This window comes from Rossellomorea oryzaecorticis (assembly GCF_045897515.1).
Lineage (GTDB): Bacteria > Bacillota > Bacilli > Bacillales > Bacillaceae_B > Rossellomorea > Rossellomorea enclensis.
Genome location: NZ_JBJOSA010000021.1, coordinates 22,338 through 44,183, shown reverse-complemented (window position 1 = coordinate 44,183; position 21,846 = coordinate 22,338). Strand labels below are relative to the sequence as shown.

At 45.3% G+C, this 21,846-nt stretch carries 22 protein-coding genes; all 22 read left to right on the top strand.

What is annotated here, in order from left to right; genetic code table 11:
• Positions 1-6 precede the first annotated feature (6 nt).
• Positions 7-567 (top strand): ribonuclease M5, encoded by a 561-nt coding sequence (gene rnmV / locus ACKA06_RS18210; protein WP_058300017.1) that lies wholly within the window; start codon positions 7-9, stop codon positions 565-567.
• Positions 560-1,438 (top strand): 16S rRNA (adenine(1518)-N(6)/adenine(1519)-N(6))-dimethyltransferase RsmA, encoded by an 879-nt coding sequence (gene rsmA, locus ACKA06_RS18205; RefSeq protein WP_058300018.1) that lies wholly within the window; start codon positions 560-562, stop codon positions 1,436-1,438. Before rnmV ends, rsmA begins: the two co-directional genes overlap by 8 nt.
• Positions 1,439-1,691: 253 nt before the next feature.
• Positions 1,692-2,570: a sporulation peptidase YabG gene (yabG, locus tag ACKA06_RS18200; protein ID WP_176716116.1), complete on the top strand. Its 879-nt coding sequence runs from the start codon at positions 1,692-1,694 to the stop codon at positions 2,568-2,570.
• A 287-nt stretch (positions 2,571-2,857) separates the two neighbouring features.
• Positions 2,858-3,127: a biofilm formation stimulator Veg gene (gene veg / locus ACKA06_RS18195; protein WP_032085220.1), complete on the top strand. Its 270-nt coding sequence runs from the start codon at positions 2,858-2,860 to the stop codon at positions 3,125-3,127.
• Between the two features lie 471 nt (positions 3,128-3,598).
• Positions 3,599-3,781, top strand: coding sequence for a small, acid-soluble spore protein, alpha/beta type (locus ACKA06_RS18190; protein WP_032085219.1), 183 nt, complete (start codon positions 3,599-3,601; stop codon positions 3,779-3,781).
• A gap of 218 nt (positions 3,782-3,999) precedes the next feature.
• Positions 4,000-4,854, top strand: a complete 855-nt coding sequence (ispE, locus tag ACKA06_RS18185) for a 4-(cytidine 5'-diphospho)-2-C-methyl-D-erythritol kinase (RefSeq protein ID WP_058300019.1) — start codon at positions 4,000-4,002, stop codon at positions 4,852-4,854.
• A gap of 68 nt (positions 4,855-4,922) precedes the next feature.
• Complete coding sequence (gene purR / locus ACKA06_RS18180; protein WP_032085217.1) at positions 4,923-5,759, top strand: pur operon repressor; 837 nt, start codon at positions 4,923-4,925, stop codon at positions 5,757-5,759.
• A gap of 15 nt (positions 5,760-5,774) precedes the next feature.
• On the top strand, positions 5,775-6,149 hold the full coding sequence (locus ACKA06_RS18175; RefSeq protein ID WP_411160345.1) for a RidA family protein: 375 nt from the start codon (positions 5,775-5,777) through the stop codon (positions 6,147-6,149).
• A 192-nt stretch (positions 6,150-6,341) separates the two neighbouring features.
• Positions 6,342-6,635 carry a septation regulator SpoVG gene (spoVG, locus tag ACKA06_RS18170; RefSeq protein WP_032085215.1) on the top strand — a complete coding sequence of 98 codons (294 nt, stop codon included), beginning with the start codon at positions 6,342-6,344 and terminating at the stop codon, positions 6,633-6,635.
• 616 nt (positions 6,636-7,251) lie between these two features.
• Positions 7,252-8,625, top strand: a complete 1,374-nt coding sequence (glmU, locus tag ACKA06_RS18165) for a bifunctional UDP-N-acetylglucosamine diphosphorylase/glucosamine-1-phosphate N-acetyltransferase GlmU (protein ID WP_214872471.1) — start codon at positions 7,252-7,254, stop codon at positions 8,623-8,625.
• Between the two features lie 14 nt (positions 8,626-8,639).
• Positions 8,640-9,599 carry a ribose-phosphate diphosphokinase gene (locus ACKA06_RS18160; protein WP_032085213.1) on the top strand — a complete coding sequence of 320 codons (960 nt, stop codon included), beginning with the start codon at positions 8,640-8,642 and terminating at the stop codon, positions 9,597-9,599.
• A gap of 764 nt (positions 9,600-10,363) precedes the next feature.
• On the top strand, positions 10,364-11,017 hold the full coding sequence (locus ACKA06_RS18155; RefSeq protein WP_032085212.1) for a 50S ribosomal protein L25/general stress protein Ctc: 654 nt from the start codon (positions 10,364-10,366) through the stop codon (positions 11,015-11,017).
• 81 nt (positions 11,018-11,098) lie between these two features.
• Positions 11,099-11,656, top strand: coding sequence for an aminoacyl-tRNA hydrolase (pth, locus tag ACKA06_RS18150; RefSeq protein WP_032085211.1), 558 nt, complete (start codon positions 11,099-11,101; stop codon positions 11,654-11,656).
• 134 nt (positions 11,657-11,790) lie between these two features.
• Positions 11,791-12,021 carry an anti-sigma-F factor Fin family protein gene (locus ACKA06_RS18145; RefSeq protein ID WP_032085210.1) on the top strand — a complete coding sequence of 77 codons (231 nt, stop codon included), beginning with the start codon at positions 11,791-11,793 and terminating at the stop codon, positions 12,019-12,021.
• A gap of 128 nt (positions 12,022-12,149) precedes the next feature.
• Complete coding sequence (gene mfd, locus ACKA06_RS18140) at positions 12,150-15,683, top strand: transcription-repair coupling factor (RefSeq protein WP_214872480.1); 3,534 nt, start codon at positions 12,150-12,152, stop codon at positions 15,681-15,683.
• A gap of 592 nt (positions 15,684-16,275) precedes the next feature.
• Positions 16,276-16,812: a stage V sporulation protein T gene (gene spoVT / locus ACKA06_RS18135; RefSeq protein WP_032085208.1), complete on the top strand. Its 537-nt coding sequence runs from the start codon at positions 16,276-16,278 to the stop codon at positions 16,810-16,812.
• 161 nt (positions 16,813-16,973) lie between these two features.
• Positions 16,974-18,596 (top strand): putative polysaccharide biosynthesis protein, encoded by a 1,623-nt coding sequence (locus tag ACKA06_RS18130; RefSeq protein ID WP_411160344.1) that lies wholly within the window; start codon positions 16,974-16,976, stop codon positions 18,594-18,596.
• A 9-nt stretch (positions 18,597-18,605) separates the two neighbouring features.
• Positions 18,606-20,072 (top strand): bifunctional methyltransferase/pyrophosphohydrolase YabN, encoded by a 1,467-nt coding sequence (gene yabN / locus ACKA06_RS18125; RefSeq protein ID WP_064563566.1) that lies wholly within the window; start codon positions 18,606-18,608, stop codon positions 20,070-20,072.
• A 22-nt stretch (positions 20,073-20,094) separates the two neighbouring features.
• A complete protein-coding gene (locus ACKA06_RS18120; RefSeq protein WP_032085238.1) occupies positions 20,095-20,364 on the top strand; it encodes an RNA-binding S4 domain-containing protein in 270 nt (89 codons plus the stop codon).
• 84 nt (positions 20,365-20,448) lie between these two features.
• Positions 20,449-20,751, top strand: a complete 303-nt coding sequence (yabP, locus tag ACKA06_RS18115) for a sporulation protein YabP (protein ID WP_032085205.1) — start codon at positions 20,449-20,451, stop codon at positions 20,749-20,751.
• Positions 20,748-21,395 (top strand): spore cortex biosynthesis protein YabQ, encoded by a 648-nt coding sequence (yabQ, locus tag ACKA06_RS18110; protein ID WP_064563568.1) that lies wholly within the window; start codon positions 20,748-20,750, stop codon positions 21,393-21,395. The genes yabP and yabQ overlap by 4 nt, the downstream gene beginning before the upstream one ends.
• A 44-nt stretch (positions 21,396-21,439) precedes the next feature.
• On the top strand, positions 21,440-21,814 hold the full coding sequence (locus tag ACKA06_RS18105) for an FtsB family cell division protein (RefSeq protein ID WP_032085203.1): 375 nt from the start codon (positions 21,440-21,442) through the stop codon (positions 21,812-21,814).
• The last annotated feature ends 32 nt before the right edge of the window (positions 21,815-21,846 follow it).

Below are 21,846 nucleotides of genomic sequence, written 5' to 3'. Positions count from 1 at the left end.
GGTTTTATGAAAATAAAAGAAATCATCGTCGTGGAAGGAAAAGACGATACGACAGCGATACAGCGTGCTGTATCAGCCGATACGATTGAAACGAACGGCTCTGCGGTTTCTCCTGTTACGATTGAAAAGATCAGGCATGCACAGGAAAAAAGGGGAGTCATCATTTTCACCGACCCCGATTATCCGGGAGAGCGTATCCGGAAGATTGTGAGTGAGGCCGTCCCGGGCTGCAAACATGCTTTTGTCCATAAAAAAGATGCCCTCCCGAAATCAGGCAGGGGGATCGGTGTCGAGCATGCTGCCCCGGAAATCATAAGGGAAGCCCTCAAGGAAGCCCATATGATCGAAAAGGAAAATGAAGAAATTATCACAAAGGATGATCTTGTCACAGCCGGGCTGATTGGCAGTCCGCAGTCAAAGGACAGAAGGGTCGCACTTGGTGAGAAACTCAGAATCGGATACACTAATGGTAAACAGCTTCATAAGCGCTTGATGATGTTCAATATCCAAAAGGATGAGTTCAAGCGTGCGCTAATGGAAATTATTCAGGAGGAAACTAATGCATAAAGATATCGCCACACCGCTGCGTACAAAAGAAATCTTGGGGAAATACGGATTTTCTTTTAAAAAGAGCCTCGGTCAGAACTTCCTGATCGATCCCAATATCCTACGTAATATAACGGAATTTGCAGGCCTCTCTAAGGATACTGCAGCCATCGAAATCGGACCGGGTATAGGCGCCCTGACCGAACATCTGGCCCGTACCTCGGGAAAAGTAGTCGCATTTGAAATCGATCAGCGTCTGATCCCGATACTCGGAGATACACTTTCACCGTATGATAATGTGAAAATCATCAATGAAGATGTGCTTGAGGCGGATGTAAAAGCGATCATAGATGAAGAATTCGCCGGCTACGAGGATATAATGGTGGTTGCCAATCTTCCGTATTACGTGACAACCCCCATCATCTTGAAGCTTCTGATGGAGCGTCTGCCAATCAGGGGCATCTGTGTCATGCTGCAAAAGGAAGTAGGAGCCCGGATCTCTGCAAAGCCCGGCACAAAGGAATACGGTTCGTTATCCATCGCCATTCAATACTATACGGAAGCGGAAATGGTCATGACTGTGCCAAAAACGGTATTTATGCCGCAGCCGAATGTGGACTCTGCCGTCATCCGCTTGACGAAGAGAGAAAAGCCTCCGGTGGACGTGATTGATGAAGACTTCTTCTTTACGGTGACACGCTCTTCCTTCGCCCAGCGGAGAAAAACGATCTTGAACAACCTGACCAGCCAGCTGCCGAGCGGGAAAGAAAAGAAAGAGTATATTTTAGAGGCGTTATCGAATTCGGGAGTGGAACCGACACGAAGAGGTGAGACGCTTTCAATCAAGGAATTCGGTGCGTTGAGTGATGCGCTGTACCCTCATTTCAATTAAAACATTGAAAGGAAAGCTGCCTTTTGGAATCAATTGATGATTTCAAAAGGCAGTTTTTTTATATAAGGATATCCCAAGATATTTACATACACCCACAACCCATGGCCTGCATAGGTTATCAAAGGGAGTCATTACGAATGAAACAGGAGAGCGTGAGAGGGCGATTGGTGTGTTGGGACATCTGGTGGCATCAGCCCTTTATTTGCTTTTTCCTTTCCCGCTTAATGAATGCAAGGCCATGGGAGTGACGGATGTGAAAATCGAAATCAATGATGTCGTGGGTCGACTTTCTTATAAGTGTGATATCTTGTTTAGAGTCATCGATATCCGTCTGTTGGACGGACAGAGAACGGCCATACTTTACGGGGAAGATTATCGATTAATAGCGGATGCTCCTTTTCATGATTTGAAGAAGATGGACCCTAGAGAGCAGGACCGGCTCATTCAAGAGTTCCGTTCGAAGGAAGAGCAATCTTTTGATTTGTTCCGGCAGGATATTGAGCTCCTTAAGCAAAAGCAAGAGTATACCATGACGAATGCTTATAGAGATGAGTTTAACTATTTCCAGGTTCCCGGTAAAGTTCTTCATCTTGATGGAGATCCCAGCTATTTACGAAAATGTCTAGATCTATATGAAAGAATCGGTGTACCGGTAAAGGGGGTACATTGCAGCGAGACAGAGATGCCGAATGAAATCGGCCCACTCATCGATAAATACAGACCGAATATTGTGGTGGTCACGGGTCATGATGCTTATTCAAAAGCAAAGGGGGCAAAGTCGGATATTAATGCTTACCGGCACTCTAAATATTTCGTCCAGGCGGTGAGGGAAGTGCGAAGGAAGTATCCCCACTTGGATCAGCTCGTCATTTTTGCAGGAGCCTGCCAATCGCATTTTGAATCACTGATCCACGCAGGCGCGAATTTTGCCAGTTCACCTTCAAGAGTCAACATCCATGCCCTGGACCCGGTTTATATCGTAGCCAAGATCTGTTACACCGGTTTTAAGGATTCGGTGAACGTTTGGGATGTCATCCGGAATACACTGACCGGGGATAAGGGGCTCGGCGGTGTGGAAACGAAAGGTATGCTGCGTACCGGTATGCCCTATAAAATCGATGAAGAGGAATAAATACCTTTCGACATAAACTGTAGACCCTGCGATTATCATCATGATTGCGGGGGTTATTTTTTGTCAGGAAATATAGGCATTTAACCCTGTTATTGTTGAAAATATCCTGGATAAAAATAGTTTACATAATTTATCAATTACCAGGGAAAGGTAAAAGTGTAGAAAAAACGTATTTTTTGTTGAATAAAATATATTGACAGGTATTTAAATTTCTTGTTAAAATAATAAATTTATTTGACTTAAATTACATAATGTGTTATAATTTTTTTCAGTGAGGTGGAAGCGAAATGCCAAAAACATTAGCCGACATTAAAAGATCCCTTGATTCAAATCTCGGGAAACGTTTAATGCTTAAAGCAAACGGTGGACGTCGTAAAACAATTGAACGTTCAGGCGTTCTAGCCGAAACGTATCCTTCTGTATTTGTGGTCCAGCTTGACCAGGAAGAGAATGCGTTCGAACGAGTTTCTTACAGCTATGCAGATGTTCTCACTGAGACAGTCCAATTAACATTTTATGATGAAGCAACAGGAAATATCATCTTCAGCCAGCAGTAAACAAACGTTTGCTGCTTTTTTATTTGTCCTTTTTTCTTATCTTTTGATGGACTATATGATGTGATGAAATGAATCAGCAGCGTTTTCTTGATCTGAACCGGCCCCAGCTGTTGATTGGAGTGGGAGACGAAGACTCCTGCGGGAGAAGTGACCAATGTGAGACCTGTCCAGCTACAGGGCTTAGAGGCAAATGTCATAAATCAACTCGTCCAAGAAGGCAAAGAACGCCTTCGTGGCCTATTCGCCTTATGCCAAAGCCTCTAAGCAAAGCCCTTCCGCTTTTCTTCTCGCACCTGAAGCCGAGGAGGCTCACGGGTCACCCGCGGAAAGCGGAGTCTCCCACGGAAATCGGGCAGCGGTATTAACTGCCGAACCTAAAGAATCTTTCTGAAATTGGTTCCCGTCCCCTAGTAAAGAATCGTCCATCCAGGCACATATTAAACATATGGTACATCTTAAGGGGGAATAACCATGAGCAGAAGAAGAGGAATCATGTCTGAACAATTAAAAGAAGAACTTGCACAGGAACTCGGTTTCTATGACGTTGTTCAGAAAGAAGGCTGGGGCGGCATCACATCACGGGACGCCGGGAACATGGTCAAACGTGCAGTCGAACGAGCCAGCAGCCAGCTGTCATCCATGAACAGCCTGTAATTCTTTTCTTTTAGGAGTATCTTGACTTTTATACGTACCAAAAGAGGATCATCTCAGGTTCAACACCATGAGATGATCCTTTTTCTATCAGGCTGTCTTTTCTATTGTTAGGTAACGTGGTAAAATATCGTATTTGTATGAGTATTGCAAGATGATGACACTTCCTGAAGAAGTGTATGATACAATAAGTGAAAAGAGTATGGTAAGAAGGTGATGAAATGAGGTTATCAGTCAAGGCGCCGGCAAAAATTAACCTGTCACTCGATGTATTACATAAACGCCCCGATGGATACCACGAGGTTGAGATGATCATGACGACCATCGATTTAGCAGATCGAATCGAACTCACGGATCTTTCTGAAGATACGATTAAGATTCTTTCTCATAATCGATTTGTCCCGGATGATGGAAGAAATCTCGCCTATCAGGCTGCGCAGCTGTTAAAGGACCGGCTCAACATCAGAAAGGGAGTGGCAATTTCCATTGATAAGGTAATCCCGGTGGCTGCGGGACTGGCCGGGGGAAGCAGTGATGCGGCTGCCACGTTAAAAGGATTGAACCAATTATGGGATCTGGGGCTCAGTTTGGACGAGCTTGCCGATCTTGGAGCGGAAATAGGATCGGATGTCTCTTTCTGTGTGTACGGCGGGACTGCACTTGCAACCGGCCGCGGTGAAAAGATTGAACATCTTCCCGCACCTCCCAATTGCTGGGTCATTCTGGCGAAACCGACTATAGGGGTTTCAACAGCGGATGTTTATAAGAATTTAAATGTCCAGAATATCAAGCACCCTGACACAGCAGCGATGATCTCCGCTTTGAACCGCGGTTCGTACAGTGACATATGCTCAAACCTTGGGAATGTACTGGAGTCGGTGACCCTCGATTTGTATCCTGAAGTCGCACAGATAAAGGATCAAATGGAGCGCTTCGGAGCCGATGCAGTGTTGATGAGCGGGAGCGGGCCGACAGTTTACGGACTTGTGCAATATGAGTCAAGGCTTCACCGGATCTATAATGGGCTGAGGGGATTCTGTGACCAAGTTTTCGCAGTCCGCATGCTTGGTGAATAAGTGTTTGCTTAAATCCGTATATTAATGGTATATTTACTATATAATATTCGGATTTGGAGGTAGTTTTGGTGAAGTTCAAGCGTAGTGAACGATTGATTGACATGACTCATTATTTAGCAGAGCGCCCTCACCAACTTGTACCTTTGACATTTTTCTCTGAGCGTTATGGTTCTGCCAAGTCCTCCATCAGTGAAGACTTGACGATCGTTAAAGAAACCTTTGAAGGACGCGGGATAGGAATTGTTCAGACGGTACCGGGAGCGGCAGGGGGAGTGAAATACATCCCCAAGGTAAATGCCAGTGAGGCAAAAGAAGTGATAGAGGAACTGTGCCAGCATATGGAAAGCTCGGACAGGCTCCTTCCAGGCGGTTATTTATATATGACGGATCTCTTAGGGAATCCACTCTTGATGAAAAAAGTCGGGAAGCTCCTTGCTTCGGCATTCGCTGAAAAAGAAATCGATGTCATCATGACGGTCGCCACAAAAGGGATCCCAATTGCCAATGCAATAGCAGCATACCTGAATGTCCCGGTCGTCATCGTCAGAAGGGACAGCCGTGTGACGGAAGGCTCGACGGTGAGCATCAATTATGTTTCCGGATCTTCCAAGAGAATTCAATCGATGGTGCTTTCAAAGAGAAGCCTGAAAGAAGGCTCGAACGTACTGGTGGTCGATGACTTCATGAAAGCCGGAGGAACGGTGAACGGGATGAAAAATCTTCTAGAAGAATTTTCAGCAACGTTATCCGGCATCGGTGTGCTGGTGGAATCGGAAAATGCTGAAGAGCGTTTAGTGGACGATTACGTATCACTATTGAAATTATCTGATGTGAACGAAAAAAATAAACAGATTTCCTTGAAAGAAGGAAATTACTTTCAATCAAACCTGACATTCTTATCATAAAGGGAGGCAGCTACAATGCGTGTTGTTTCAACAAATCAAGCACCTGCAGCAATCGGTCCGTATTCTCAAGGGATCGTGGTCAATAATCTATTCTACAGTTCAGGACAGATTCCGTTGACGGCAGAAGGAAGCATGATCGAAGGAGATATCGCCGTTCAGACACACCAGGTCTTTAATAACCTGCAAGCCGTTTTAAAAGAAGCAGGCGCTTCTCTCGAAACTGTTGTGAAAGCTACTGTATTCATCAAGGATATGAATGATTTCGGTGTCATCAATGAAGTATACGGAGAGTATTTCAATACTCATAAACCGGCACGTTCCTGTGTGGAAGTTGCCCGCCTGCCAAAAGATGCAGGGGTTGAAATCGAAGTAATCGCACTCGTGAAGTAATCTTCACGGGTGTTTTTTTATGCAGAAAAAGCTCCAAGCGGCTGTGTTAACGGTTTTAGGACAAAAGATGTATGCAAAGATTAAGTGAAAAATAAAATTTTTCAAAAAATTTTACATTTAAAGAAGGAATATCTAATCGAATCGTTGAATTAGTACAGTAGATTTCATCTAGGGAAAAAGGTGGTGAACAGAATGGAAGTAACTGACGTAAGATTACGCAGGGTAAACACCGATGGCCGCATGAGAGCAATTGCATCGATTACATTGGATAATGAATTTGTTGTCCATGACATTCGTGTAATTGACGGGAACAATGGCTTATTCGTAGCAATGCCGAGTAAGCGTACTCCTGATGGGGAATTTCGTGATATCGCTCACCCAATCAATTCCGGTACCCGCGGCAAAATACAAGATGCCGTGTTAGCAGAGTACCACCGTCTAGGTGAGCTTGAAGAAGTGGAGTTAGAAGAAGCTGGCGCTTCCTAAAAGAGTCTATTGCAACAAGAGCCTACTTCACAGTAGCGCTCTTTTTTTTCTTTTCTTCCTATTACCCCGATAACCCCCTCTCGAAACCTATATTAGAAAAAATTCAACATTTTTTTAAAATTACTGTGTTCAACTTTAAACGGTCTTAAAAATAGGTTGCCTGTAATAAATGAATAATTATTTGTTATTGAATGTTGCCACCGGTTGATTGCAGTGCAGGACGAAGACTCCTCATTTCCTTACCGGGGATAAATGTCTAGCTGCAGGGCTAAGAGGCACCTGTCATAAGCCAAACCGTCCAAGAAGGCAAAGAACGCCTTCGTGACCGCTTCGTCTTATGCCACACGCCTCTGACCAAAGCCCTTCCGCTTTTCTGATGGAAAACAAAGTCTTACACGGAAATCAAAAGCGGCTTATAGAAGTGTATCTTCTTTTTTATAAGCAAAATTAGCGCTGCATTACTATTCTCCTTTATCCATCTTACAAAGTCACAGTCCGGAATATTATTAACAAATCTATTACTTGACAAATATATGTATATTTTTCTCTATCCTTGAAATGAAAGAGCTTTTAGGATATATTCGTTATGGATAAAAAGGTTATTGGAGGACCAAAAATGACAAAACGATATGCCGTTATATTAGCTGCCGGACAGGGAACAAGGATGAAATCGAAGCTATACAAAGTTCTTCACCCTGTATGCGGTAAGCCTATGGTGGAACATGTGGTCGACCAAATTACAACATTGAATATAGAGAAGACCGTTACAATCATCGGCCATGGTGCTGAACTTGTGAAATCTCACCTTGAAGGCAAAAGCGATTTTGCCCTACAGGAAGAACAACTGGGTACAGCTCATGCGGTCATGCAATCAGAAGATGTTCTCGGCAATTTAGAGGGTACAACGCTGGTTGTGTGCGGAGATACTCCCCTGATCAAGGGAGAGACAATGGAAGCGCTTGTGAAGCATCATGAAGAACAAGGTGCAAAAGCAACCATTCTGACCGGTCACACAGAATCTCCTGATGGATACGGAAGAATCATCCGCAATGATTCAGGTTTGGTGGAGCGCATCGTAGAACATAAAGATGCGTCAGAAGACGAAAGAAAAGTAAAAGAAATCAATACAGGTACGTACTGCTTTGATAATAAAGCACTATTCAATACGCTGAAAAAGGTATCAAATGACAATGTCCAAGGTGAGTACTACCTGCCGGATGTCATTGAAATCCTTCAGACAGAGGGCGAAATCGTGAGCGCTTATCAAACAAGCGACTTTGATGAAACACTTGGCGTAAATGATCGCGTGGCCTTATCGCAAGCAGAGACGACAATGAAGAAACGCATCAATGAACAACATATGAGAAACGGTGTGACGATCCAAGATCCTGCCAACACATATATTGATGCAGGCGTAACCATCGGCAGAGACACTGTCATCTTGCCGGGGACCGTGATTAAAGGTAACTCTTCAATAGGCGAGGATTCCATAATCGGGCCGAATACGGAAGTAAAGGATTCCACAATCGGCAATCGCACCGTTGTGAAGCAATCTGCAGCACATGACAGTTCCATCGGTTCCGATGTTCAGGTCGGTCCTTTCGCTCATATCCGTCCCGATTCAAGCATCGGGGATGAAGTGAAAATCGGTAACTTCGTTGAAATCAAAAAAGCATCCTTTGGTAAAGGAAGCAAAGCTTCTCACTTAAGCTACATCGGTGATGCCGAGGTAGGAAGTGACGTCAATATCGGATGCGGATCGATTACAGTCAACTATGACGGTAAGAACAAGCATCTTACAACGATTGAAGACGGAGTGTTCGTTGGCTGCAACTCCAACCTGGTTGCCCCTGTGAAGGTTGGTAAGGGTGCCTATATCGCAGCAGGTTCGACGATCACCGAAGATGTTCCCGGAGAGTCGCTGTCAATTGCAAGGGCTCGTCAGGTCAATAAAGAAAACTACGTACAAAATCTTAATCATAAGAAATAAACTGGAGGTCCACCATGCCAAACTCTTATATTAATTCTAAGTTGAAAATATTCTCACTTAATTCAAACCACGAACTTGCGAAAGAAATCGCAGATGAAGTCGGCCTTGAGTTAGGAAAATCGTCTGTTAAACGCTTCAGTGACGGAGAAATCCAAATCAATATCGAAGAAAGTATCCGCGGATGTGATGTCTTCGTTATTCAGTCGACATCTCAGCCTGTCAATGAGAACCTGATGGAACTGTTGATCATGGTTGATGCACTAAAACGTGCATCTGCCAAAACGATCACAATCGTTATGCCTTATTATGGGTATGCACGCCAGGACCGTAAAGCAAGAGCGCGTGAACCAATCACAGCCAAGCTTGTAGCAAATCTATTGGAAACGGCAGGAGCTACACGTGTGATCACACTTGATCTGCATGCTCCACAAATTCAAGGATTCTTCGATATCTTGATTGATCACCTAATGGGAGTGCCGATCTTGGCTGAATACTTCCAGGAAAAAGGATTCAAAAACGAAGACATCGTCATTGTATCTCCAGACCATGGCGGTGTTACGAGAGCCCGTAAACTTGCGGAGCGCCTGAAGGCACCGATCGCGATCATCGATAAACGACGTCCTAAGCCTAATGTGGCGGAAGTCATGAATATCGTTGGTAATATCGACGGCAAAGTGGCAATCTTGATCGATGATATCATCGACACTGCAGGCACGATCACCCTGGCTGCAAACGCACTTGTGGAAAACGGTGCAAAAGAAGTGTTCGCTTGCTGTACGCACCCTGTCCTTTCAGGTCCTGCAATCGAGCGCATCGAGAATTCCAACATCAAAGAGCTGGTCGTATTGAACACGATTCAGCTGCCTGAAGAGAAGATGATCGGCAAAATCAAGCAGCTTTCCGTGGCGAAACTGATCAGCGAAGCCATCATCCGCGTCTACGAACAAAAATCCGTAAGTACGCTATTCGATTAAGAATTAATATCAGTGTTTGTGCTATGACAAGAACCCGTTTTCTCAATTTGAGAAGGCGGGTTCTTTTACTATGCTTCAGTTCTGATCACCGCGTTGGATTTCCGTGCAAGACTTCGCTTTCCGCAAGGGATGAACTGTCCAGCTGCAGGGCTTAGAGGCACATGTCATAAGCCAAACCGGCCAAGAAGGCAAAGAACGCCTTCGTGGCAGATTCGTCTTACGCCACCCGCCTCTGAGCAAAGCCCTTCTGCTTTTCGGTTAGGAGTCTTCGTCTTGCACTCCAATCCAACGCTGGTAACGTTTAATTTATATAAAATACCCTTTACAAATTAAAAATCGGATTATGAAATCCCCTTTAAATAAGAAAAAGGATTGTAATTGTTTATCAGTCCTGAGTTGTTTGGAGCGGAAGGTGCTCGACTCCTGCGGGATTTGCGGGACAGGTGAGACTTGTCCAGCTCCGCGGCTTAGAGGCACATGTCATAAGTCAAACCGGCCAAGAAGGCAAAGAACGCCTTCGTGGCCAATTCGCCTTATGCCACCCGCCTCTGAGCAAAGCCCCTCCACCTTTCCAACCCACAGGAGCATAGCGACGAGGAGGCTCACCGCCCGCCCCGCGGAAAGCGAGCACCTGCAGCGGAAATCAACGGGCTTTGTTAACGGAGGGAAATCTACAATTCACATGTTTATTCCCCACACAAATAGGGTAATTACTATATATAGAACTCTACAATTAAAAGATCAGGGAAGGTGTTGGATTAAACATGGCAACAGAATTAAAAGCAAATACAAGAGATGATTTCAAACGCTCAACGTTAACGAAGCTGAGGCATGAAGGGAACATCCCGGGCGTTGTCTACGGCTATAAAGCTGAAAACACACCAATCGCAATCGACGCGATCACATTCATCAAGACAATCCGTGAAGTAGGAAGAAACGGAATCATTTCGTTAAACGTAAATGGCAACAAACAAAATGTCATTTTAAGTGATTATCAGCAGGATCATATTAAAGATCAGATCACTCACGTTGATTTCCTTGCGGTTAACATGTCTGAGGAAATTGACGCAGACGTCCGCATCGAGCTTACAGGTGAGTCTGCCGGCGTTAAAGACGGAGGGGTGCTGCAGCAGCCGCTTCATGAAGTATCCGTCACGGCCAAGCCGTCTGATATACCTGAATCAATCGAAGTTGATATTTCAGAGCTCCAAGTAGGGGACACCGTGACGATCGCAGATGTGCGTGACAAGTACAGCGTCACATTGAATGAAGAAGATGACCGCACCATCGCCTCCGTCCTGGCTCCTAGACAGGAAGAAGAAATTTCTACAGGTGAAGAGCAGGAAGCCGGCGTTCCTGAGAACGAAGAAGGCAGAGAAACTGAAGCAAGCGAGGAAAGCGAGTCTTCTGAAGAATAATTAATATTTTTAGCGTAACCTTTTGCAGGTTGCGCTTTTTACGTTTATCCTAGTAGTATTAGGTCAGAATGAGGTGGAAGCATGAAATTAATCGTCGGACTCGGCAACCCGGGCTCGCAATACGAAAAAACAAGGCATAATATCGGGTTTGTCATCGTTGATGCACTCGCAGAGCGGCTGGGTGTCTCTTTAAATCAATCAAAGTTCAAAGGGGTCTACGGTACCTATCATTATAACGGAGAGAAAATCGTCCTTTTAAAGCCGCTTACATATATGAATTTATCAGGTGAAAGCATCGTCCCGTTAATGGATTATTTTAATATAGATGAAGAAGACCTGCTTGTCATCTATGATGATCTGGATCTGCCAGTAGGAAAGATCAGGCTGCGTCAGAAAGGCAGTGCAGGCGGACATAACGGCATCAAGTCAACGATCGCCCACTTGGGCACCCAGAACTTCAACCGGATCCGCGTCGGCATCGACCGTCCAACAAACGGAATGAGTGTCCCGGACTATGTACTCGGCAGATTCAGTAAAGACGAGCAGGCAGAACTGGACAAAGTCATCAACGACTCTGTTGAGGCCTGTGAAACATGGTTTAATAAGCCGTTTCTGGAAGTCATGAATAAATTCAATTAAGCAGCTTCAATTGATTTCACCGGTCCCAGCGGAAATAAATAGCGGTGTTGAAATGGTAAAACTAAGCAGCAACTGAATAACTCCCTTCTATTCCGTTCATACTAATCGTATAAATGGAATTGGAGGGATATCAATTGGCTATCCACTATCATTGTCGTCATTGCGGGACAAATGTAGGTACGATTTCCAATATGTCGGTCCACTCAGAACAACTTGGCATCCACAAACTGACTGAGGAAGAACGTCTGAATATGGTTCAGTATCAGGACAACGGAGATATCCACGTCCGCACCATCTGTGAAGACTGCCAGGAAAGTCTTCAACGAAATCCGGATTATCATCAGCTGGATTATATCATTCAGTAAGTATATAAGCATGAAAAGGAACAGCGCTTTGGTGGCAGAACCAAAGCATTTTTCTGTTTTTACTATAGAGATCCATTTCGCACGAATATAGCATAGAGATAGAAAGATCCACGGGGAGGAGCGTATTCTTGAAAGGTATTTTAAAACAAATCCACCAAAGTGAAGAACTTCAATCCCTCATCACGGGAATTGATGAACAATTATCAGAACAGCTTGTTGCAGGGCTGTCAGGCTCATCGCGCACAGCCTATATCGCCGATGTTTATTTAGAGACTGGCAAATCCTCAATGGTCGTCACGCACAATCTTTTCCAGGCCCAGAAAATATATGACGATCTCATTCAATTCCTTTCAGAAGATGAGGTATTCCTATATTCCGCCAACGAATTGATTGCAGCAGAGCTCAGTGTGGCAAGTCCCGAACTGCGTTCTCAGCGGATCGAGGTGTTGAATAAGCTGTCAAAAAATCAAAAAGGTGTATACATTGTACCTGTCGCAGGGCTTAGAAAAATCCTTCCGGAGAAAAAACAGTGGGAAAAGAATCAAATCACCTTTACCCAGGGAGAAGATATCGATCTGGATGATATGCTGAATCAATTGGTTCAAATGGGATATCAGCGCACGGGGATGGTCAACACCCCGGGAGAATTCAGTCTCCGCGGCGGTATTGTCGATATTTACCCGCTGACCCTTCCGAACCCTGTCCGGATTGAACTTTTCGATACAGAAATCGATTCGATCCGTACGTTCTCAGTGGATGATCAGCGCTCAATCGACAAGCTTACAACCATCGAAATCGGCCCTTCTTCGGAAGTGTTGATGAATTATGAGGATATGGACAGCTTGATCAAGAAGATTGAATCCGGAATGGCAAAAAGTCTGAAAAAGATAAAAACGGACAGTGTAAAAGAAAAGTTGACCGAATACATCGGACACGAAATCGCGCAGCTAGAAAACGGTCAGATTCCCGAGCAAATCTTCAAGTATCTCTCGCTTGCCTACGAGACGCCTAGTAGTTTGCTAGACTATCTGCCTTCAGACAGCGTGATCTACTTCGACGAATACAGCAGGATCATGGAGACAAGCGAATCTCTGGAAAGAGAAGAAGCAGAGTGGTATACGTCCCTGCTGCAGGATGGACAGATCATCCACGATATTTCGGTGTCCCATAAGTTTCAATCCTTGACGGCGAATACGAAGCTGCCTAAGGTTTATTTTTCATTATTCCTCCGCCATATCCCGAATACAAGCCCTCAGAATATTTTCAATGTGTCCGCGAAACCGATGCAGAGTTTTCATGGGCAGATGAATGTCCTGAAAGCAGAGCTCGACCGCTGGAAGAAAGGGAAATATACGGTCGTCCTGCTGGGGCCGGATGAAGAACGTGTTAAGAAGCTTCAGCGAGTACTTGACGATTATAAAATCGAAATAGCCTTTGTCGAGGACAGTTCCAAATTATTAAAGGGCAAAGTCCAGATGATCAATGGAAGCCTGACGAACGGGTTCGAGCTTCCGATGCAGAAGCTTGCCGTCATCACCGAAGAAGAACTGTTTAATAAAAAAACCAAAAAGAAACCGAGAAGGCAGAAGCTTTCGAATGCTGAAAGAATCAAAAGCTACTCCGAACTGAAAGTCGGGGATTATGTGGTGCACGTCAACCACGGGATCGGAAAATACCTTGGGCTTGAAACACTTGAAATCAATGGAGTCCACAAGGATTATCTTCATGTTAAATACCAGGGCAGCGATAAACTGTATGTCCCGGTTGAGCAGATTGAGCTTGTCCAAAAGTATGTCGGTTCTGAAAGTAAAGAACCGAAGCTTTATAAACTCGGCGGCACTGAGTGGAAGAAAGTCAAATCCAAGGTACAGTCATCCGTCCAGGATATCGCAGACGACTTGATCAAGCTGTATGCTGAGCGTGAAGCCGCAAGGGGATATGCGTTCTCGCCGGATGGCGATATGCAGCGTGATTTCGAAACGGCCTTCCCATATGAAGAAACGGATGATCAATTAAGGTCGATCCACGAAATCAAGCACGATATGGAAAAAGAAAGGCCGATGGATCGATTGCTCTGCGGAGATGTCGGATACGGGAAGACGGAAGTGGCGATCCGTGCTGCCTTCAAAGCGATCGCTGACGGCAAGCAGGTAGCCTTCCTGGTACCGACCACCATACTCGCCCAGCAGCATTATGAAACGATCAAGGAGCGTTTTCAGGACTTCCCAATTGAAATCGGCCTGTTGAGCCGGTTCCGGTCGAGGAAGCAGCAGCAGGAGACCATCAAGGGATTGAAGGCAGGAACGGTCGATATCGTAGTCGGCACACACCGTCTATTATCAAAAGATATCCAATACCGTGATATCGGACTGCTCATCATCGATGAAGAGCAGAGATTCGGTGTCACCCATAAAGAAAAAATCAAACAGCTCAAAACGAATATCGACGTGCTGACGCTGACGGCCACCCCGATCCCCCGCACCCTTCATATGTCGATGCTCGGGGTGAGGGATCTATCTGTCATCGAAACACCGCCTGAAAACCGCTTCCCTGTGCAGACATATGTCATGGAGTACAACGGACCTCTCATCAAAGAGGCGATCGAGCGGGAGATGGCGCGGAACGGACAGGTGTATTTCCTCTATAACCGGGTCGAAGATATTGAACGGAAAGCGGATGAAATCTCGATGCTCGTGCCTGATGCCAGGATTGCGTACGCACACGGACAGATGAGTGAAAGTGAGCTCGAGTCGGTCATCTTAGGCTTCCTTACAGGGGAATATGATGTGCTCGTCACGACCACGATCATCGAGACAGGGGTCGACATCCCGAATGTCAATACACTCATCGTCTTCGATGCCGACCGCATGGGCTTGTCCCAGCTGTATCAGCTGCGTGGACGGGTAGGACGTTCGAACAGGGTGGCGTATGCGTACTTCACGTACCGGAAGGACAAGGTTTTGACCGAAGTGGCTGAAAAACGCCTCCAGGCCATCAAGGAGTTCACGGAACTCGGGTCCGGATTCAAAATCGCCATGCGTGACCTCACGATCCGTGGTGCAGGGAATCTGCTCGGGGCGCAGCAGCACGGATTCATCGACTCAGTCGGATTCGATCTGTATTCACAAATGCTGAAAGAAGCCATCGAGGAACGGAAGGGAGATCTTCCGAAACAGCCTGCCTCCATGTTTGAAGTCGATATTGAAGTGGATGCCTATATCCCGGATGACTACATCAAGGACGGACATCAGAAGATTGAGATGTATAAGCGATTCCGCTCGATCTCTTCACTGCCTGAAATAGAAGAGTTGCAGGAAGAGATGCTCGACCGCTTTGGTGAATATCCGGAAGAAGTGGAATACCTATTCCTCATTTCCGAGATGAAGGTCTTTGCCAAAAACACGGACCTGGAAAACATCAAGCAGGAGCAGAAAAATGTAAACATCTATATGTCTCCGGAAGGAACAAACCGGATCGACGGATCCAAAGTATTCGATATCTGCAACAAACACGGACGTGCAGTCGGACTCGGAATGGAAGGCTCCAAACTGAAAATATCCATCAACACCGCACGCCTTGAAACATCCAAATGGTTCCACATGGCCTACGACATCATCAAGAACCTGGATACTGCCCTAAAAGAAGAAAACCACGTTTCGTGATGACAGCCTACTAACTATTTTGATTTAGAAAACATATAGAGGGTAGAGGTAAATCTTTTTGTTTTAGAATAGGTTTTGTTAAAAATACTTGATATGTATAACTGATATCCAGCTGTTGATTGGAGTGGAAGACGAAGACTCCTGCGGGAAGAGTAGCTTATGTGAGACCCCGGAGGCTCACGGTCTACCCGCGGAAAGCGAAGTCTTCCACGGAAATCAACAGCGGTGTTTATGGATTTAAACAAATTTATTATTCTTTGTGCTTTGCGAAAAGTCTTGCTGACAGCCGTCACTTTCGATACAATCAGATGATTTTCGACATTTAACTCTAATATTCGTTATCACATTGTAACTGAACTGTAAATGCGTTCACTGGTTTATTTTACTATGATAAGGGTATTAGTATTAATGCAGCTGCCAACTTTGGAAAAAGTAACCTGCAATAGCATTTTAGTGAAATGACAGAAAAAATAACTGAATGTGTATAGAACTTCTAAGATGTAAGATACTAAACTCAACAATGGCAAAGTATTCAAACCAAATGGATGCCTTGCTAAATAAAAATCATCTGATGAAAGTGAGGCAACTATAGATGAAAGCAACTGGAATTGTTCGTCGTATTGATGATTTAGGACGCGTTGTTATTCCGAAAGAAATCCGCAGGACGTTAAGGATCCGCGAGGGAGATCCCCTTGAGATCTTCGTAGACCGCGACGGGGAAGTCATCTTGAAGAAATACTCTCCGATCAGCGAACTGAGTGATTTCGCGAAGGAATATGCAGAAGCATTATACGACAGCTTGGGAAGTGCCGTCCTGATCTGTGACCGCGATGCAGTTATCGCGATTGCCGGTGCATCGAAGAAAGAGTATTTGAACAAAAATGTCAGCGAATTGATTGAAAAGGTCATGGATGACCGTACATCATTCCTGCACACGCAGCAAGGACAAGCCGAGCTTGTCGATGGACATGAAGAAGACCTGAATTCTTATACGATCGCTCCGATTGTAGCAAACGGAGACCCGATCGGGGCCGTGACGATTTTCTCAAAGGATCGTACGGTTGGCGAAGTGGAACAAAAGGCAGTGGAAACGGCAGCTGGCTTCTTGGCAAGACAGATGGAATCATAATGCAGAGGGAGTGGCAGCCGCCACTCTCCTTTTTTTCTTCTTTCAATCATCCTCTGAAAGCGAAGTCTTGCACGGTATCTGTCAGCGACTTATGATAAAATAAACTTAATTTCTACATAACCGGTTCAATGGAAGTTTCACATGGAAAGGCAGGAAGCTCGTTGAGGAAGCAATACTCCTCCAAGCAATTTCTCAAAGGCGCCATGGTATTGACAGTGGCTGCGCTCGTGACCAAAATATTGAGCGCCGTCTACCGGGTCCCTTTTCAGAATATCGTTGGAGACACCGGATTTTATATATATCAGCAGGTTTATCCTTTCTATGGGATCGCGATCGCGTTATCCACTTACGGGTTTCCTGTTATCATTTCAAAGCTTGTCGCGGAGAAGCTTGAGGAGAATGATGAGGAAGGTGCGAAGGACGCTGCCCTGACATCTTTTCTTTTTTTGTGTATCACAGGCTTGGTTTGGTTCATGGCCGTCTTTTTCGGTGCAGGCATGATCGCGGGGTGGATGGGGGACCCGCATCTCAAGCCTCTCATCCAGGTCATTTCGCTGTCCTTCTTGCTCCTCCCCCCGCTGTCGGCCCTGAGGGGGTATTACCAGGGGAAAGAAGATATGCTCCCGACTGCCGTTTCGCAGGTGGCGGAACAGAGTTTCAGGGTGGTCACCATCCTGGTGTTCTCCGTCATTCTGGTCGGTCAGGGACAATCATTATACACGGTCGGAAAGGGTGCATTATTCGGGTCGATCACCGGCGGGATTGCGGCGGTCATCGTGCTGATTTTCTTCCAGGCATTGAAAAAGGAAAAGAAGCTGTCATCAGGGATCTTTACACTTTCGAAAGATTATCTTTCCATTTGGAAACGGCTGTTGAAAGACGGTACGGCAATCTGTGTGAGCGCCATGCTGCTGATTCTTCTTCAATTCATCGATTCATTGAACGTGTATGCGTTATTGACTTCTTCCGGGATGGAAGAAAGTGCGGCCAAGGCGTGGAAAGGGATCTATGACCGCGGACAGCCTTTTGTGCAGCTGGGGAATGTGGTTGCCACATCGATTTCCCTCACCATTGTCCCTCTTGTTACAAGTGCGTATATCGGTAAAAAAGAATCACTCGTAAGGGAATACAGTCAATTGTCACTGAAGATCAGCATCATCATCGGATTCGCCGCATCGCTTGGCCTGATCAATCTCATTGTCCCGACGAATACGATGCTGTTCGAAAATGCAGAAGGTTCCGGTGTCATTGCCGTTTTTTGCATCTCGATTTTTTTCAGCTGCCTGATCCTGACGTTTGCAGGGATTTTTCAGGGAATCGGAAAGATTTATTTTCCGGCGTATTGCATCATTGCAGGGGTTCTGCTTAAATATGCGGGCAACGCCGTCCTTGTCCCTTCGTTCGGCACGATGGGAGCGTCCCTATCAACCGTCATTTCCCTGGCAGTGATCACGGTGCTGATGGTGTTCCAGTTAAAAAAACTTTTTCCGATAAGGCTGATCGATCCCTCCTTTTATTTGACGCTTTTAGCGAGCGGTGCTGCAATGACGGCTGTTCTGCAGGGGCTTATGTATCTGTACGTCCTGACGTTGAACGCCGGGATGCCGGAGCGTCCGTTGTCGGTTGTCTTCTCTTTAGGGGGAGTGATGACCGGCGGAGCGGTGTTTATGATTGTGCTTCTGAGAGGGAATGTCCTTAGTGAGGATGAAATCGGTTTTCTGCCGTTCGGAAGCAAGTGGGTCCGGCTGTTGGGGAAAATCCAGCCAATTTCAAAAAGAAGATAGGAGAGTCTTATGAATACGATTACGGTTGTCGGCCTCGGAGCCGGGGATTTGGAGCAGCTGCCTCTGGGCGTCTATCGTCTTATTAAAGGCAGTGAAACGCTATTTTTACGTACAAAGGAACATCCTGTGGTCAATGATTTAACTGCAGAAGGAGTGGAGTTCCATTCTTTTGATGAAATATATGAAAAGCATGACCGGTTTGAAGAAGTGTATGAAGAAATTACACAGATTCTTGTCTCTCAGGCTGAAAAGGGACCGCTCGTTTATGCCGTGCCGGGTCATCCGCTTGTAGCTGAAAAAACGGTACAGCTTCTGCTCGAGCTTCAGCAGGAAGGCAAGATCGACGTAAAGGTCGGCGGGGGACAAAGCTTTATCGATGCCCTTTTTGCATCGGTGGGGGCCGACCCGATCGACGGTTTTCAATTATTGGATGGGACGAGTCTGAGTCTTCAGGACATCCATATGAACCAGCAGCTCATCATCGGTCAGGTGTATGACGGCTTCATCGCTTCCGAAGTAAAGCTTACCCTGATGGAACTGTATCCATACGATTATGAGGTCATGCTGGTAACCGCTGCTGGCAGTAAAGATGAACAAGTGGAGAGAATCCCTCTTGTAGAACTGGACCGCGCCGCGGGTCTCAGTAATCTGACAAGCCTTTATGTGCCGGCAGTCAAGGGGATGGAGGATTCCTTCAAGCAATATGGTACGCTGCGGGAGATCATCTCAACTCTTCGCGGGCCGGACGGGTGTCCCTGGGATAAGGAACAGACACACCAATCATTGAAAAAGTACCTGATTGAAGAAACCTATGAACTACTGGAAGCAATCGATGAAGATGATATCGATCATATTGTCGAAGAGCTTGGTGACGTCCTCCTCCAAGTGATGCTGCACGCACAGATCGGGGAGGATGAAGGAATGTTCACGATGGAGGAAGTGATCGAGACGATCGCTTCCAAGATGGTGCGCCGTCATCCTCATGTGTTCGGTACAGTGGAAGTGGAAGATGCAGAACAGGTCACAGCGAACTGGGATAAAATCAAGCAGCAGGAAAAAGGCGGAGTGGAAGGACAGGAACCGATGCTCAAAAACACGGCCAAGGGAATGCCTGCCCTCCTAAAAGCATATGAATATCAGAAAAAGGCTGCCAAGGTCGGTTTCGACTGGCCGGATGCAAAAGGAGCCTGGGATAAAGTATGGGAAGAGTTGAAGGAATTTGAGAGTGAAGTGGAGAAGAGTAGTGAAACGGCGATAAAGAAAGAATTCGGTGACATTCTTTTTGCTCTTGTCAATGTTGCACGCTTCTATAAGATTTTTCCTGAGGAAGCGCTCGCGATGACAAATTCGAAGTTTTACCGCCGTTTTTCTTATGTGGAAGAAAAAGTCCACAGCTCGGGGAAGACCTTTGATGATTTCACGCTGGAAGAACTCGATTCCTTCTGGAATGAAGCGAAAAACAAAAATATCGGGTAGGGGAGTTTTATAGATGGTATCAATGAGATTGGATAAATACTTAAAAGTGTCCAGATTGATCAAAAGAAGGACGCTTGCGAAAGAAATAGCAGATCAGGGGAGGATCCTGGTCAACGGCACCCAGGCGAAAGCAAGCTCTAATGTAAAAGTCGGGGATGAGCTCAGTGTGAGGTTTGGACAAAAAGTGATGAGGGTAAAGATTGAGAGGCTTCTTGATACGACCAAGAAAGAAGAGGCTAGCAGTCTATACTCCGTCCTTTCCGAAGAACGGATCAAAGAGGAATCGGAGTAAGCAGGCTTTCTTTTTGTTCTAAAATCCCCTTGTCCACATACATATAGTACAAAGCTTGTACTATGTGAATGTGAGGGATAAAAGATGAACCAATACTATGATGGAAACAAAGACAAGACTTCTTACCAGGAACATGATGTCATCATGAGAGGCAGGAAGCTTCTCGATATTACAGGCGTTAAACAGGTGGAAAGCTTTGATAATGAAGAATTCCTGCTTGAAACGGTCATGGGCATCCTGTCTGTCCGGGGGCAGAACCTGCAAATGAAAAACCTGGATGTCGATAAGGGGATCGTTTCGATTAAAGGAAAGGTGTTTGACCTGATTTATCTGGACGAGCACAATTCGGAGAAAGCTAAAGGACTCTTTAGCAAGCTGTTTCGATGACCCTGACGACCCAGTTTTACACCATGCTTTCAATGATCGGTATGGGAGCGTTATTTGGTGCGTCGCTGGATACGTACAACCGGTTTCTGAACAGGTCCCAGCGGAAGCGTTGGCTGGTATTCTTAAATGATCTGCTTTTTTGGATCTATCAGGCACTTGCCATTTTCTATATCCTGTTTTCCGTCAACTACGGGGAACTCCGTTTTTATATTTTCATCGCGCTTCTATGCGGGTTTGCCGGCTACCAGGCGCTGCTTAAACAAGCATATCTCCGCTTGCTGGAAAAACTGATCCTGTTTGTGATTTCACTTTATAATTTTTTCGTTTCCATGGTGAAAAAGCTGGTCTATTCGCCGATAAAATGGATAGTGGTACTGCTGATCACGCTCGTTCTTTCGCTGGCGAAAGGGCTATGGAAAACCGCAGCATTCCTGTTTAAAATCGTTTATTCCATCCTTAAATGGATGTTTAAGCTCGTATGGAGTCCAATTTGGTGGATTCTTAAAGGCATTTGGAATTTATTGCCGAATTATCTTACAAAAAGAGTCGAGAAGTTATATAATAAAATGGCAGGAATAATGACGTTCAATATCAAAAAAATATATAGAGTCATAGAAAAGGTGAAAAAGCGCTTCAAGAAATAGCGCCTTTTCCCTTTCTAGTCTTTAGTAAAAAAGGAGGTTTGGGAATGAGGAAAAACGTCACGTCAATGGAAAATGAATATGTTCGTCATCAGGAGCATATACATAAGTCGTCATCGAAGAGAAAAAAACGTTTGGTCCGCAGATTATCCCTATTTTTTGTATTAGTGCTGGCAATTAGTGGATTTATGGTCTCGACTCTCATTTCCAGAGCCCAAATGTTAGAAGAAAAACGCGCGGAAAAAACACAGCTTGAAAATAAAATGGAACAGCTTAAAGATCACCAAAACGCCTTGGAAGAAGAGATTGTCAAGCTCAATGACGACGACTATATCGCCAAGCTAGCACGCCGCGATTACTTCTTATCCGACGATGGTGAAATTATATTCAATATCCCGGAACCGGAGAAAAAGAAAGAATAAGAAGAGGTGTCTTATTGACACTCTTTTTTTTA